At 45.4% G+C, this 14,239-nt stretch carries 13 protein-coding genes; all 13 read left to right on the top strand.

The genetic code is table 11. From position 1 onward, the window contains the following. The first annotated feature begins 13 nt into the window (after nt 1-13). The 13 genes from AC0YN7_RS18695 to AC0YN7_RS18635 all read left to right on the top strand — a co-directional run bounded on the left by AC0YN7_RS18695 (nt 14) and on the right by AC0YN7_RS18635 (nt 14,234). Complete coding sequence (locus tag AC0YN7_RS18695; RefSeq protein ID WP_475811531.1) at nt 14-391, top strand: arsenate reductase family protein; 378 nt, start codon at nt 14-16, stop codon at nt 389-391. After that, nucleotides 363-1,604, top strand: a complete 1,242-nt coding sequence (locus AC0YN7_RS18690) for an aminotransferase class I/II-fold pyridoxal phosphate-dependent enzyme (protein WP_475811530.1) — start codon at nt 363-365, stop codon at nt 1,602-1,604. The genes AC0YN7_RS18695 and AC0YN7_RS18690 overlap by 29 nt, the downstream gene beginning before the upstream one ends. A 43-nt stretch (nt 1,605-1,647) precedes the next feature. Beyond that, the gene (locus tag AC0YN7_RS18685) at nt 1,648-2,520 is read left to right on the top strand and encodes a 5'-3' exonuclease (RefSeq protein WP_475811529.1); all 873 of its coding nucleotides are present in this window, start codon (nt 1,648-1,650) and stop codon (nt 2,518-2,520) included. A 255-nt stretch (nt 2,521-2,775) separates the two neighbouring features. Further along, nucleotides 2,776-3,444 (top strand): GntR family transcriptional regulator, encoded by a 669-nt coding sequence (locus AC0YN7_RS18680; protein ID WP_475811670.1) that lies wholly within the window; start codon nt 2,776-2,778, stop codon nt 3,442-3,444. 25 nt (nt 3,445-3,469) lie between these two features. Beyond that, a complete protein-coding gene (locus AC0YN7_RS18675) occupies nt 3,470-4,540 on the top strand; it encodes a DUF4432 family protein (protein ID WP_475811528.1) in 1,071 nt (356 codons plus the stop codon). A 14-nt stretch (nt 4,541-4,554) separates the two neighbouring features. Further along, complete coding sequence (locus AC0YN7_RS18670) at nt 4,555-5,340, top strand: glucose 1-dehydrogenase (protein ID WP_475811527.1); 786 nt, start codon at nt 4,555-4,557, stop codon at nt 5,338-5,340. Between the two features lie 25 nt (nt 5,341-5,365). After that, a complete protein-coding gene (locus tag AC0YN7_RS18665; RefSeq protein WP_475811526.1) occupies nt 5,366-6,433 on the top strand; it encodes a mannonate dehydratase in 1,068 nt (355 codons plus the stop codon). A 54-nt stretch (nt 6,434-6,487) separates the two neighbouring features. Beyond that, the gene (locus tag AC0YN7_RS18660) at nt 6,488-7,153 is read left to right on the top strand and encodes an RraA family protein (protein WP_475811525.1); all 666 of its coding nucleotides are present in this window, start codon (nt 6,488-6,490) and stop codon (nt 7,151-7,153) included. Between the two features lie 83 nt (nt 7,154-7,236). Further along, complete coding sequence (locus tag AC0YN7_RS18655; protein WP_475811524.1) at nt 7,237-8,631, top strand: response regulator transcription factor; 1,395 nt, start codon at nt 7,237-7,239, stop codon at nt 8,629-8,631. Continuing rightward, nucleotides 8,628-10,391: a cache domain-containing sensor histidine kinase gene (locus AC0YN7_RS18650; RefSeq protein WP_475811523.1), complete on the top strand. Its 1,764-nt coding sequence runs from the start codon at nt 8,628-8,630 to the stop codon at nt 10,389-10,391. The genes AC0YN7_RS18655 and AC0YN7_RS18650 overlap by 4 nt, the downstream gene beginning before the upstream one ends. A 179-nt stretch (nt 10,392-10,570) precedes the next feature. After that, a complete protein-coding gene (locus AC0YN7_RS18645) occupies nt 10,571-12,256 on the top strand; it encodes a type 2 periplasmic-binding domain-containing protein (protein ID WP_475811522.1) in 1,686 nt (561 codons plus the stop codon). A gap of 97 nt (nt 12,257-12,353) precedes the next feature. Continuing rightward, on the top strand, nt 12,354-13,244 hold the full coding sequence (locus AC0YN7_RS18640) for an ABC transporter permease (RefSeq protein WP_475811521.1): 891 nt from the start codon (nt 12,354-12,356) through the stop codon (nt 13,242-13,244). A 96-nt stretch (nt 13,245-13,340) separates the two neighbouring features. Continuing rightward, nucleotides 13,341-14,234, top strand: a complete 894-nt coding sequence (locus tag AC0YN7_RS18635; RefSeq protein WP_475811520.1) for a carbohydrate ABC transporter permease — start codon at nt 13,341-13,343, stop codon at nt 14,232-14,234. The last annotated feature ends 5 nt before the right edge of the window (nt 14,235-14,239 follow it).

Here is a 14,239-nt window from a genome sequence, read left to right as displayed (position 1 = left end):
GAGGACATCGTTTATGACGACAGCAAAAGTGTTAACGATCTATCAATATCCTAAATGCAGTACATGCAAGGCGGCGGTTAAATCGCTGCAAGCGAAAGGGAATGAGCTTGATTTGCGCCATATCGTAGAGCAAACGCCAACCGCGGTTGAGCTGAAGCATCTTATTGCGATAAGTGGTTTAGATATGAAGAAGTTTTTTAATACATCTGGCGAAGTGTACAAAGAGCTTGGTCTGAAGGACAAGCTGGGGGTCATGGAAGAGGATGAGAAGCTTGCGTTGCTAGCTTCTAATGGGATGCTTATTAAACGTCCAATCGTAACAGACGGCAATCAGGTGACTGTCGGCTATAAGGAAGAGCAATATGAACAAGTTTGGAACGGGAATGGGTGATTCAGCAATGACGGAAACGAAATGGAGATCGGAACGGTTATCACAGCTGGGATCTTCAATTTTTGCCGAAGTAGCCTCATGGAAAATGGCTGCCGCGGCTAGTGGCCAGCATATTATTGATCTTGGAATTGGAAGTCCGGATCAGCCGCCAACAGAAGCAGTAAGACAAGCTTTAAGCGAAGCTGCGCTTCGTTCAGATATGTACGCTTATCCTGCTACGAAAAGCGGTCTTCCGTTTCGGGAGCATGCGGCAGAATGGATGAAGCATCGATTTGGTGTGGAGCTCGATCCCGTGAATGAAATGGTTACATTGCTTGGGTCGCAGGATGGTCTTGCTCATTTGGCTATGGCACTTTGTGATCCTGGAGATATGGCGCTGCTGCCTAATCCCGGTTATCCCATCTATGCTGCATCGTTAGCGCTTGCTGGTGTCGAGTCTATATTGATGCCGCTACGAGAGGAAAATCAATACATGCCGGACTTGGACGCGATCTCGGACGAGGATTGGGACCGTGCAACCTTTTTACTGCTGAACTATCCCAATAATCCAATATCAGCAGTAGCCAATTTAGCTTTTTTTGAAGCTTTGCTTGAGAAGGCTCGTCGTCACGGGGTGTTAGTCGTGCATGATCTAGCTTACTCGGAGATGGGCTTTGACGGATGTGAGCCGCCTAGTATTTTGCAAATCCCAGGCGCGCTGGAGCAAGCGGTCGAGTTTCATTCCTTGTCCAAGAGCTTTAATATGGCGGGCTGCAGAATCGGGTTTTTGGCCGGGAACAAAGAAGCAGTCGGCGCGTTGCGCGAGCTGAAGGCGAATATAGATTACGGCGTGTTCGATCCTATTCAGGAAGCGGGAATAGTTGCCTTGCAGGAAGCGATGAACAACCCGGATATGCCGAAGGCAGGGAAGCTGTATGAGCGTCGCCGTGATGTATTTCTGGAAGCCTTGCGCGCGGAGGGTTGGTCCGTGGTCGCTCCAAAGGCAACCATGTTCGTATGGGCGCAGCTGCCTCCGATGCTTTGGTCGCATAAAGAGCCTTGGACATCACGACTAATTTCCCAGGAAATGCTTGCTAGGACAGGAGTAGTTGTCGTACCTGGTGAGGCTTTCGGTACAGAAGGCGAAGGTTATGTCCGCATTGCGTTAGTTGAAGATGAGGATCGATTAAAGGAAGCAGCAAGCCGGATTGGTAGATTCATTCGCGGGGAATAAATGAAGTAGATTATAAAATGAAGCAATAAAGGAGTTAGATAGAATGAGTGAGCAAAGAGTGCTTTTGGTAGATGGAATGGCTATCTTATTTAGAGCCTATTTTGCAACGGCCTTCGCAGGAAGCAGCAGCATTCGCAGAACGAGTGCAGGTGTACCCGTCAACGCGGTGCACGGTTTCGTACGTTATTTTATGGATGCTATTAATACGTATAGTCCTACGCATGTCGTATGCTGCTGGGATATGGGGAGTTCGACATTCCGTACAGAACAATATGATGGTTATAAATCCAATCGACCGTCTGCACCCGAGGATCTTATTCCGCAATTTGATCTTGTCAAAGAGGTTGTAGCAAGCTTCAACGTGCCGAACATTGGGATTGCCGGTTTTGAAGCGGATGATTGTATTGGAACTTTAGCAGCGTCACTTAAGGACCAAGCCCATGTTTTTGTAGTGACGGGTGATCACGATATGCTTCAGCTTGTCGATGATCGCGTATCGATCGCTATTATGAAGAAGGGTATCGGAAACTATATGGTGTATACGCCTGAGAGTTTAATGGAGGAGCGTCAGCTTACGCCAGCGCAAATCATTGACATGAAAGGCCTTATGGGTGACACGAGTGATAATTACCCAGGTGTGAAAGGGATTGGCGAGAAGACGGCACATAAGCTGATTACAGAGCATGGCTCTATTGATCAATTGCTGGAGAACCTTGACGCAGTGACGAAAACCGTTCGCGCGAAGATCGAAAATGATCTTGAAATGCTCCATTTGTCGCGCCAGCTTGCAACTATTCATTGTGAAGCACCGGTTGCAATCGAGCTAGCTAGCTGCTGTTGGGCGTATGAACGCGAGAGTGTACAGCGTAAGTTCGAAGAGCTTGAGTTTAAGAACTTAATTTCTCTTATTAGCTAGAAGACAAAAGATGACTTCTGAATTTATCTAGGGTACTGAAAATGTTCATGTAGGAGCTCTTTCTCGAAGAATCGAGGGAGGGCTCCTTTATTCATTGACAAGATTGCTTTTTGGGTTATAATTAATCTGAAATCTGAAATTTCAGATTAAGGATTTTAGAATCTATGACTTATCTTATCGCAGTAATAACATGGTATGAAAATTTGGGGTTATTTGTTGAATACCGTTTTTGAAGAGGGATGATAGTTAGTGTCTATGGAAATTGAGCACATCGAGATCACAGAAAAAGTATATCGGGCATTGAAGCAGATGATTCTTAACCGCGAATTTTGCGGCGGACAGAAATTAGATTTGAACACCCTTGCAACTCAGATGAAGATTAGTAGAACACCACTTAAAGACGCGGTAAACCGTTTAGTGTCCGATGGATTAGTAGAAGTAAAGCCTCGTTCCGGTACTTTCATTACTCAAATAACGAGCGAGGATATTCGTTATATCATGGAACTACGAATAATGACAGAGCTTTGGTCTCTCTCGAGATTAACGCCCGAGTCCGCTCGTATGCTAGCGGACTCCTTGAAGCAGAATGTTGAGCTTTCTAGGCGAACGGTAGAATTGGAGCCTTTTTCCTATGAGGAATTTTTGGATCTGGACATTGGGTTTCATCAAAAAATCGTTCAAGCCTGCGATAACCCGAAGATTTTCGAACAGTATATGTCCGGAAACAATTTCTTGAAGTTTGCCCGTGTCTTTTATTTCAAAAGTAAAGAAAGGTCATTCAAAGGGCAAATGGAGCATGAGGAAATTTGCACTCAAATCAGTCTTTTTCAGCTTGATGAGGCAAAATCCCAACTGCTCAACCATCTTGAAAATAGCATGAAAACAATGATCGACTTGTTAGAAGAAAACGGAGGTTCAATATAAGTAACGCGATAGAGGGTGAAACGCAATGAAAGGCCGTTATCGGAAGCAACGTAACTATGGATGCCGGATACATGACAGCTTTACCCATTCTGGAATGAAAGCATTGGTTTTGGAAAATGAACTCATCCGAATATCGTTGCTCTTAGATAAGGGGGCGGAAGTATTTGAGTTCTTATACAAGCCGAGAGACTTGGACTTTGTCTGGTTGACCGAGAATGGAATTCAGAATCCTACCGATTATTTGCCCACATCGCCGGATCCGATTTCTAGCTTCATTGACTATTATCCCGGTGGATGGCAGGAAGTGTTTCCGAACGGAGGTCCAACGAGTAAGTCCTTGGGAGCTGAGTTTGGACAGCACGGCGAGATTGCCCATATGCCCTGGGATTTTGAAATTGTAGAGGATCAACCTGAGAAAATTACCGTCCGTCTAACTGTAATGCCCAGGAAGATTCCCGTGCGATTGACCAGAACATTAACGCTTGTAAGCAACAATTCATCTTTGTTTGTAGAGGAAGAATTAGAGAATTTGAGCGATGTGTCATTACCCTATATGTGGGGTCAACATTTGGCATTTGGGAAGCCCTTTCTGGGCGAAGGAGCTGCTATTATTTTGCCGGAAGGAATCTCGGTGATCACGGATGCTGCCGATTCGGCACCAGATCAGACTGCCCGAGTCAACCGGGGAAAAACGTATGATTGGCCTTTGGTGGATGACCCTCAAGGAGGCAATCTTGATCTTTCAATTGTTCCGCCAGTTGAAACGCCCTCCGAAATTGTTTATTTAACAGGTTTCCAGAATGTAGGCTGGTACCGATTAGAGAATCTTCAGCTGGATATGGGAATTAAGGTTGAATGGGACGCTGATCGGATGCCTTATCTTTGGTATTGGCAAGAATTTGGCGCAACCAAATCTTATCCATGGTATGGCAGGCACTATAATATCGGATTAGAACCCTTTTCAAGCTACCCGACGCAAGGGCTGCATAAAGCGGTTGAAAATGGATCGGCTGGAATGCTCGACGGTTATTCGACCCAAACGTTCTTTATGAATGTCAGACTTTACCCTATTGGATCAGTTAATGATCAGACTTGAATGGAGGGAAGCTTATGTTTGTTGATTTGAAGGACAAGGTTGCGGTTATCACCGGTGCGTCATCCGGAATTGGTCGAGCTATTGCTATAAGATACGGGGAAGAAGGAATGAAAGTCGTCATTGGTTACAATCGCGGAAGCGAGCAGGCACGGGACACCGAAAAAGCAGTTAGACGTGCAGGTGGTGAAGCAATAGCTGTAAAGGTAGATGTATCCTCAGAGGCAGATATCAAGAATCTTATAAACGGCACTGTTGAACGATATGGACGGCTTGATGTGATGGTTAATAATGCAGGGATTGAATCTACTTCGCCTACCCATGACCTCGAATTGGATGAGTGGAATCGGGTGATTCAGGTGAATTTAACAGGTACATTTCTAGGTGCGCGTGAGGCTTTGAAAGTGATGAGGCAGCTTCACATACAAGGAAATATTATTAATGTATCGAGCGTTCATCAGAAAATACCAAAGCCGCTGCATGCTCATTATGCTTCTAGCAAGGGTGGGCTTCGGCTGCTAACAGAATCGCTTGCAGCTGAATACGCCCATTTAGGTATTCGGGTCAATGGAATTGCTCCTGGGGCTATCCGCACCCAAATGAATGAGCATTTACTGGATGACCCAGCTGTTGCAGAACGGATTCTGAAATTGATTCCAACAAGAAAGATAGGTAGTCCAGAGCAAGTGGCTGCTGCTGCCGCATGGCTCGCATCAGAGGAATCAAGTTACGTCACTGGGATCTCCTTGTTCGTTGATGGCGGTATGACCTTATATCCAACTTACGTTAACGGAGAAGAGTAGATCAAGAAAGTAGGAGGAGAGAAACATGAAGCTAGGGCTTGGATTGTATCGCGATAGATTAACTACAGACAATTTTAAATTCGCAAAACAGGCGGGATGTTCGCATATTATTGTTCATCTTGTAGATTATTATAACGGTCTTAATGGGCTGCCTTCTACGGATAAAGAACGAAATATGGGAATTGCGCGTCCGAACGAAGATATTTGGACATATGAGCATTTGTCGTCGCTGAAGCGCGAGATTAATGAACAAGGCTTAGAGCTTGAAGCGATCGAAAATTTCAGTCCTGCCGATTGGTACGATATTCTGTTGGATGGCCCCAAAAAAAGGGAACAAATGGACCACTTGAAAAGAATCGTTCAGACTGTAGGTAAAGTTGGCATACCTGTCATCGGATACAATTTCAGCATTGCCGGGGTCTGGGGGCACGTGAATCGATCAGTTGCCAGGGGAGGAGCAGTTTCGGCCACTTTTGATGCCACTAATGGACCAGAAGAAACGCCGATACCTCATGGTCAAATATGGAATATGACTTATGATTTTGATGCGCCTCCCGGTTTCATTCCTCCGATCTCCTCAGAGGAATTGTGGGAGCGCCTTGAATGGTTTTTAAAGGAACTTCTGCCTGTTGCAGAGGAAGCGGGCGTTCGTTTGGCAGCTCATCCGGATGATCCGCCGATGCCGACCATCCGTGGTTACGGCAGACTAGTGAATCAGCCCTCTCTCTATCAACGGTTATTGGATATCTATCCAAGCCACAGCAATGCATTGGAATTTTGCTTGGGTACACTGCAAGAAATGACTGAGGGCGACATCTATGACACAATTGATCAGTATACCAAACAAGATGCGGTAGGGTATGTTCATTTTCGGAATGTGAAAGGTAAAGTGCCTAATTATCAGGAAGTGTTCGTTGATGAGGGCGACATCGATATGATCCAAGCTATGAGAATATTCAAGAAAAATAATTATAATGGTGTTTTCATTCCGGACCATACGCCGCAGTTAGCTTGTAATGCACCTTGGCATGCAGGTATGGCCTATGCACTAGGCTATATGAAAGCATTACTCGCAATAATTGATAGAGAATAGATCAGTCGAGGGTAGAAGTAACGAAAAAATGACATATGGAGGGCGGTTTAAACGATGAGTATTCCTAGCAAAGACCAAGAATTATTTGAACTTATGAAGCGTGAATTATATACACCTGTAATCGGTGATATTTTGGATGACATGGGCAGGTATCATCAAATTCTTCCTCCTGCCATTCAACCGATGAAGGAGCATATGGTATTAGCCGGACGGGCAATGCCGGTAAATATGATCGATGTATATGGCAAACAGGAGAAGCCTTTCGGATTATTAACCGAAGCTCTTGATCAATTGCAGCTGGGTGATATCTATATAGCAAGTGGGGGCCACATGAGGTGCGCGTACTGGGGAGAAATCTTAACAGCGACTGCTAGGTCGCGCCAAGCAGCGGGTGCCATCATTAACGGATACCACCGGGATACACCTCAGGTGCTGGAGCAGAACTGGCCCGTCTTTTCCCGAGGACGTTATGCACAAGACTCTGGGGTCCGCACTAAAGTTGTGGATTACCGCTGCCCGATCGAGGTGGATGGTGTTTGGATCAACCCTGGCGATTTGATCTTTGCTGATCTAGATGGCGTATTAGTCATTCCACAGGAGTTGGAGGCTGAGGTTATCGAACGTGCTTTGGAAAAGGTTAAAGGTGAGAAAATGGTACGGAAAGAAATTGAGGCCGGAATGTCGAGTACTGCTGCTTTTCAAAAGTATGGTATTTTGTAGTTAGGAATCGGATTGAGCGGCTGCCTGGTGTGGGAAAACGGCGCGTCGCTGAAAGTAAGTCTCGACTGGGGAGGGCATGTGAAATGATCAAGGCACTAATTGTTGACGATGAAAAATTGGTCCGCAAAGGGATTATTTCCGTCTTTCCATGGGAGCAATTCGATATCGAAATAGTGGGCGAAGCTGGTAATGGGGAAATCGCTCTTGAAATCTTGCAAGAAAAGTCGGTCGACCTGATGTTCATCGATTTGACGATGCCCGTCATGGGTGGACTCGAATTGATGAAACAGGTCGGTCAGCGGTATCCCGAGATAGGGAAGGTCGTGCTCACTTGCCATCAAGATTTCAGCTACATTCAGGATGCGATGCGTCTTGGCGCCATCGATTACATCGTTAAAACGCAGCTTGACCAAGAAACGATGGAAGACGTTCTCGAACGCATATCAAGCCGGATCATGAAGGAAAAGCGGAGCCGAACAACCGAGCAAAGTAAGGCCGTGAATGGGACTGGCATAATCGGTTACGTGTTAGCTGGAGAAGAGTCAGCCGAATTTCCGTTCGATTTTATAGATCCGAATACCGTGTTCAATATCAATAACAATGCTTGGTTCGTTAGCCAAGTGAAAAGCCAAGACATCATCAGACAAGTCCAATCTTATATTTCCCGTCATGAGAATTGGACCTGGCTGGATGTTACGGTGTGGCAAGGGCCGTCCGCGTCCGATTATTTCTCCATGCTGCGCGCTCTCGTGCCTTTGTTTTTGTTTTATCATAATGAGCCGGGTCGAAAGACTGGAGAGCTCGCTTTAAAGGATGCAGCCGATTTTCGCATAAACGGTCTCAGTGATTGGTCTTTGTTGCAAGAAAAGTGGCAGATCATGCGCTGGATCTACGAAGATGACGAATTTGCCGCGCTAATCGAAAAGACTGCCCAAATAATGCCTGAGCCGGCGAAAATAACCCAATTGTTGAATGAATTATTTGCCCCATGGCTTGAGGTTATTCAAAACGGAGATTTCAGAAAGCGTTTACAGACAAGAGAAGCATTTCCCTCTTGGCATCAATGGAAAGAGTGGTTAGCGTCGATCCGGTCGCAGTTACAAATCGAGATGAAGCGACATTCGTATGCAGCAGAAATCATCGTGAGTTTGGTGAGAGCTATTCGTAACATTCAAAATTCGAGCGATTATAGTTATAGCAGAGACGAGCTGGCTGCCCGATATTTGATGAGCGGCAGTTACTTTAGCAAGTGCTTCCAGAATGTCGTCCAAAAACCCTATGGTGAGTATGTCAAAGAAATCCGGCTGAACAAAGCGGCGCTCCTGCTTCGGGAATCGAATTATCCCGTCTATCAGATTGCTGAGCAAACGGGGTTTCAAGACGATAAATATTTCAGCAAACAGTTTCGTCAGCAATTCGGACTTAATCCTCAAGATTTTCGGAGGCAAGGAACGGCAAACGTCGAGGAGAAGGTATGATCAAATTCAAATTCAAATCCTCAAAGCCACATACTTTAAAGTCGCGCATGATTCTCATTTTGCTATTGAACTCGTTGATTCCTTTGGCGCTGCTAGGCGTGGTATCCGTGTATTCGATCAAGGATTCAACGAACCAAAAAATCGAATCCGGATTGTTCAACGTTTTAAAATTAACGAGCTCTAACCTGCAAAGCACGTTAAACAACATGGATTACGCATCTCTCCAGCTTTCGGATGAGGGAAGTGTAGGGCAAAAGCTGTTTGATTATCTAAACAGCAGCGGCTATGAAAAGAGGGAAGTCAGCACTGAAATTCAAAGCAATTTGAACGTGGTCAACTTTACGAATCCGAATCTCGGCGTGATGTTGTACTTTTTTTCGAACGGAAATAAAGTGCTTTTCGAAAATTTGATGATTACCCCGAATGTGGATATAACAAAGCTTCCATTGCTGGCGAAGACAAACGACGTCACATTTTCAGGGCCTCATCCAACGTTATACCATTACGGGGAAAACCAGGTTTTTTCTTTGCTGCGTCCGATCCACATTCCGGGCAACTCCGACGAAGCCGATAAAGCATATGTTTATATCGAGACAAATTCGGTTTTTTTTGAAAAAATCTTGAACAAGCAGCAATACGGCATGGCCGCCTCCAACGTGTTGATCGATGATCAAGGTTTAATCGTATACAGCGACGCGGAGGAAGACTATACGGTTGGCATACGCTTCGAGGTTCCGGGAACGACAGACGCCTTTAAGAGGGTTGAGAAAAAAAACTATGTATTCGGCCAACGTAATGCACAGGGCTGGAGCCTGCTTGCGGTCATCGATAAGGACGATTTTGAGAAGGAATTTAATACTTGGCTTTGGCAATTCGTATCGATCGTCTGCGCAAGCTTGTTACTCGGCTTGCTGTTTGCTTATGTGTTATGGAGAATGGTGTACCGGCCTTTAAGAAAAGTCGGTAAAGAGATTGAGCTTTTGGCGGATAATCGAACTGGCACTCTCATTCAATACACGAATATCGCGGAGTTCGACGTGCTCGTGCACAAATCGTATCAAATGAAAAATCGGATTCAAGAGCTGATCTCCGACGTGGAACAGCGGGAAATAAATAAGCGCAAGTTGGAAGTGGAAAAGCTTCTCTATCAGATCAATCCACACTTTATTCATAACACGTTAAACACGATTCAGTGGCTTGCCAAAATGAACGGCCAAACCGAGATCGATCACCTTGTGTCGGTATTCACACGCGTCTTGAACTATAATCTAGGCAAAAAGGGTGACATCGTTCAACTTAAGACCGAGCTGGACGCCATGCGCGACTATGTCGAACTTCAACGGATCCGTTACGATTATCAATTCGAAGTGGTTTGCGATGTCGATGAAGACTTGATGGACGTCGACATTCCAAGATTCATCCTTCAGCCGATCATCGAAAATGCAATTTACCACGGTCTTGATGACGAGAATGGTGAAATATCGGTTCACATTGGCAGAGGACGCCAGCACTTCATGACGATCGAAGTCAAGGATAACGGAAGAGGTATGACCTCTGAAGAGATTGCTAGAGTTATCAGCGAAGAACAAAATCCGTTAAAAGAATCCGGACTCGGCATTGGTCTTGATTATGTTAAAAGAATGATGCAAGCGAATTACGGTGATCGTTGTCGGTTCCACATCGAGAGCGTGAAAGGACATGGAACGGTCGTTTCTTTACAATTTCCACTGCAGATTTCAAGCACTATGCAAATAGAATAGTGAGAAAATGGTTACCATCGGTATGAAAATAGTTACGATCGATAGGGAAATAGTCGATGGCCCCCTTTTTATGTCTCATAAAAGACGGTATTCCTACAGAGAATACCTCGATTCTCTCCATGGATTGTCGTGCCCAGTGCTAAGATAAAGGTGAAATTCATACTAAAGGGGGCAAGAAGATGTTAAAAAAATGGACATTGTTATCATTGGTCATGTTAATGGTAATTGTAAGCGCATGCAGTAACGGAGGGAAAAACGATCCCAAGCCTTCGAACACCGCTTCAGAGAGTGACGCGCCGACAACGGCGGCCAGCGATTCGCCGGAACAAGCAAAAGGCGACCCGTATGGCAGATACGAGCAACCCATTAAGCTCTCCCTCGCTAAAGCATACAATACCAAAGATTTAAAACTTCCGAACGGTGATACCGTTGGAGACAATGAGTACTTCCGCTATGTCGAGAAGAAGCTTAACGTAAAGGTGGATCTAGCTTGGCAAGTGGAGACGCCGGAAGCTTACGATCAGAAAGTGGGCGTCACCATCGCAAGCCGAAGCTTACCGGATGCATTCGTTGTCAATGAACAACAGTTAAAGCAGTTGGTCGCAGCTGATCTGATCGAAGACCTGACGGATGCGTACGAGAACAACGTAAACGACTACTTAAGAGGAGTATACGATTCCTATGATGACCGGGTGCTAGGCAGAGCAACATTCAAAGGTAAATTGATGGCGCTTCCAACCACGCAGATCGGACAGCAAATGAACATCACTTGGATTCGTCAGGACTGGATGGACACGTACGGCTTGCAGGCTCCGCAATCGTTGGACGATGTCATTAACATCGCGAAGACTTTTATCGATAAGGATGCCAGCGGTAAAGGAACAGTCGGCTTTACGGGTGTACCGGACTTGGCAGGCTGGAACATGGTACATGGATTCGATCCGATCTTAGGCGCACTTAACGCATATAAGAGCCAGTGGTTGAAGGATGATTCCGGTAACATCGTATACAGCTCGACCATGCCTGAGATGAAGACGGCACTTGCCAAGCTTCATGAATTGTATGGTCAAGGCATTATCGACAAAGAGTTTGCCTTGCGCAAAGACCCGAACGAGCTTGTTGCGAACAATCAAGTCGGCATCGTCTTCGGTCCATGGTGGATTCCTTATTGGCCGCTTGTTGACTCCTTGGCGAACGATCCAAAAGCAGAGTGGAAGCCTTTCCTGGCACCATTTGACGCTGACGGCAAATTCAACTCCACGGATCAGGACCCGGTCGGCGGTTACCTCGTCGTCCGCAAAGGATATGAACATCCGGAAGCCGTCGTTCGTGTCATGAACGTGCAGTATGACGGCATTCGATCGTTTGATCCGGTGTCCGCAAAAATTACTACTGAGACGTACAAAGACGTTATAGGATTATCATGGGCTCTGTGGCCGTTTACCATTCAAGTAGGTCCAGAAGGCACTGTTTATGAGACTCATGCGGAGCTTAAGAGCGCGGTCGATGCGAAAGACCCTTCTACCTTAAATGCGGAGCTTCAAAGCTGGTATAATGACGTCATGAAAAACATAGAGAATCCTAAGAAAGACGTCAACGTTTGGGCTAACTCAATGGCCCGTATGGAAGGCTCGGAGCTAATGGGTTCGGATAAAATCAACATGATTCGCAACCAATTTTTCGGTAAAACGAAGACGATGGACCAAAAGTGGGCTATCCTTCAGAAGCTCGAGAAAGAGACATTCCTGAAAATCATCATGGGCGAATCTCCAGTGGACGAATTTGATAAATTTGTTGAGAAGTGGAACAGTCTTGGTGGTAAGCAGATCACGCAAGAAATCACGGAAATAATCAACAGTAAATAAGTACAATAATTAAGCACTGACGTAAGGGGGCGCCAGTTAGGCCGCTAGGTCCATTTCCGGCGCTCCCTTTGTATAAGAAGCGATTGGAGGTTCGAGCATGAGATCAGGCAAATGGCTCTTAAGCTATCATTTGATGCTGCTTCCAGGCATGTTGATGCTCATTTTGTTTTATATTATACCGTTGTTCGGTTCTGTCATCGCGTTTCAATATTTTATTCCAGGAATTCCTATCTTTAAGCAAGAATGGGCCGGTTTTGACAATTTCAACTTCATGTTCCAGCTGCCAGATAGCCGCAGAGTGTTTATGAACACGATCATCATCGCCTCTATGAAAATGATCGCAGGAATTATCGTTCCCGTTACCTTCGCGTTGCTGCTGAACGAGGTAAGAACCAGATGGTTCAAACGATGGGTTCAGACCGTCGTTTACTTGCCTCATTTTATATCTTGGGTTATTTTATCCGGCATATTGACGACGATGCTCTCTCTGGACGGCTTCTTCAATAAGATCATCAGCATATTCGGAGGAGATCCGATTATGTTCTTAGCCAGCAACGAGTGGTTCCGCTATATTATCGTCTTAAGTGATGTTTGGAAGGAATTCGGCTTCAGTGCCATCGTTTACTTAGCGGCGCTTGCAGGGATTAATCCTTCGTTGTACGAAGCCGCGGAAATCGATGGGGCAGGACGGTTAAAAAAGCTGTTCCATGTGACGCTTCCAGGTATTTTGTCCACCGTCGTGTTGTTGTCTACACTTAGTTTAGGAAATATTTTAAACGCTGGATTCGATCAAGTGTTTAACTTATATAACCCTCTTGTTTATTCTACCGGAGACATTATTGATACGTATGTTTACCGAATAGGGCTTGTCGAATATCAGTACGGTTTGGCTACGGCCGTCGGTCTATTGAAGTCGGTTATCGCGCTAATCTTGATTGCTATTTCCTACAAGCTGGCAGATAAGTACGCCAACTATCGTATTTTTTAATTATAAGTTTCACACTTATAAAACACCGCGAAACGAGCATATGCCGCGAAGTAAGGCGACAGCCGTTTACACTTGAGCAAGAAGGGATGGACTACTATGGTGCAATCCAAAACATGGCTGAGTCGCAGCGCGGATTACGGCATTTATCTAATTTTAGCGCTAGTATTTTGCCTTTCTCTATTCCCGCTATGGTATACGGCCGCTCTTTCTTTCAGCGAAAAAGCTGCGGCAAACGCGGGAATCGTATCTCTTTGGCCAGTGGGTTTTAATTTATCCTCATATAAGATAATATTAGAGGATCATAAATTTTTCCAGGCTTTTCTCGTATCGGTGGAAAGAGTCGTTCTCGGCGGAGCAATCAACTTTGTTTTGACGGTACTTATGGCTTATCCACTGGCTCGAGGGAAATCCATGTTTCCAGGGCGAAATCTTTATATGTGGTTTTTAGTGTTTTGCATGCTCTTTTCGGCAGGGCTCATCCCGCTTTATATGACTATAGCAGAGTTGCGCTTGCTAGATTCAATATGGGCGCTCGTGCTTCCGGGAGCCGTGCCAATTTTCAACGTTATTCTAATCATGAATTTTTTTAGGAATTTGCCAAAGGAGTTAGAGGAAGCGGCGTTCGTTGATGGCTCGGGTCCCTTGGGCACACTCTTGCGAATCTTTCTTCCGGTTTCACTTCCGGCGCTAGCGACGGTCACGCTATTCAGTATAGTCGGGCACTGGAATTCTTTTTTCGACGGATTGATCTTTATGAACTCGCCGGATAATTATCCTCTTCAAACGTACATTCAACAATTGGTCGTACGTATCGATCCAGCAATACTGTCAACTTTGACAACGGAGGAACTGATCAAGTTGTCGAAAGCGTCAGATAAAACATTGAATTCCGCTAAGCTTGTGGTGGCCATGATTCCTCTATTGATTATCTATCCGTTTTTGCAAAAATATTTCATAACCGGGATCGTACTTGGATCCGTGAAGGAGTAGGAGAA

It is taken from the genome of Paenibacillus sp. J31R122 (assembly GCF_056269185.1).
The sequence above is the reverse complement of the archived record's forward strand: the minus strand, read 5'-3'. Positions and strand labels throughout refer to the sequence as shown.

Bases quoted from the DNA above. Each gene is read 5' to 3' on its own strand.
- AC0YN7_RS18695 (WP_475811531.1), top strand. From the start codon at position 14: ATGACGACAGCAAAAGTGTTAACGATCTATCAATATCCTAAATGCAGT.
- AC0YN7_RS18665 (WP_475811526.1), top strand. From the start codon at position 5,366: ATGAAGCTAGGGCTTGGATTGTATCGCGATAGATTAACTACAGACAAT.
- AC0YN7_RS18675 (WP_475811528.1), top strand. From the start codon at position 3,470: ATGAAAGGCCGTTATCGGAAGCAACGTAACTATGGATGCCGGATACAT.
- AC0YN7_RS18645 (WP_475811522.1), top strand. From the start codon at position 10,571: ATGTTAAAAAAATGGACATTGTTATCATTGGTCATGTTAATGGTAATT.
- AC0YN7_RS18655 (WP_475811524.1), top strand. From the start codon at position 7,237: ATGATCAAGGCACTAATTGTTGACGATGAAAAATTGGTCCGCAAAGGG.
- AC0YN7_RS18660 (WP_475811525.1), top strand. From the start codon at position 6,488: ATGAGTATTCCTAGCAAAGACCAAGAATTATTTGAACTTATGAAGCGT.
- AC0YN7_RS18690 (WP_475811530.1), top strand. From the start codon at position 363: ATGAACAAGTTTGGAACGGGAATGGGTGATTCAGCAATGACGGAAACG.
- AC0YN7_RS18670 (WP_475811527.1), top strand. From the start codon at position 4,555: ATGTTTGTTGATTTGAAGGACAAGGTTGCGGTTATCACCGGTGCGTCA.
- AC0YN7_RS18650 (WP_475811523.1), top strand. From the start codon at position 8,628: ATGATCAAATTCAAATTCAAATCCTCAAAGCCACATACTTTAAAGTCG.
- AC0YN7_RS18685 (WP_475811529.1), top strand. From the start codon at position 1,648: ATGAGTGAGCAAAGAGTGCTTTTGGTAGATGGAATGGCTATCTTATTT.
- AC0YN7_RS18680 (WP_475811670.1), top strand. From the start codon at position 2,776: ATGGAAATTGAGCACATCGAGATCACAGAAAAAGTATATCGGGCATTG.
- AC0YN7_RS18640 (WP_475811521.1), top strand. From the start codon at position 12,354: ATGAGATCAGGCAAATGGCTCTTAAGCTATCATTTGATGCTGCTTCCA.
- AC0YN7_RS18635 (WP_475811520.1), top strand. From the start codon at position 13,341: ATGGTGCAATCCAAAACATGGCTGAGTCGCAGCGCGGATTACGGCATT.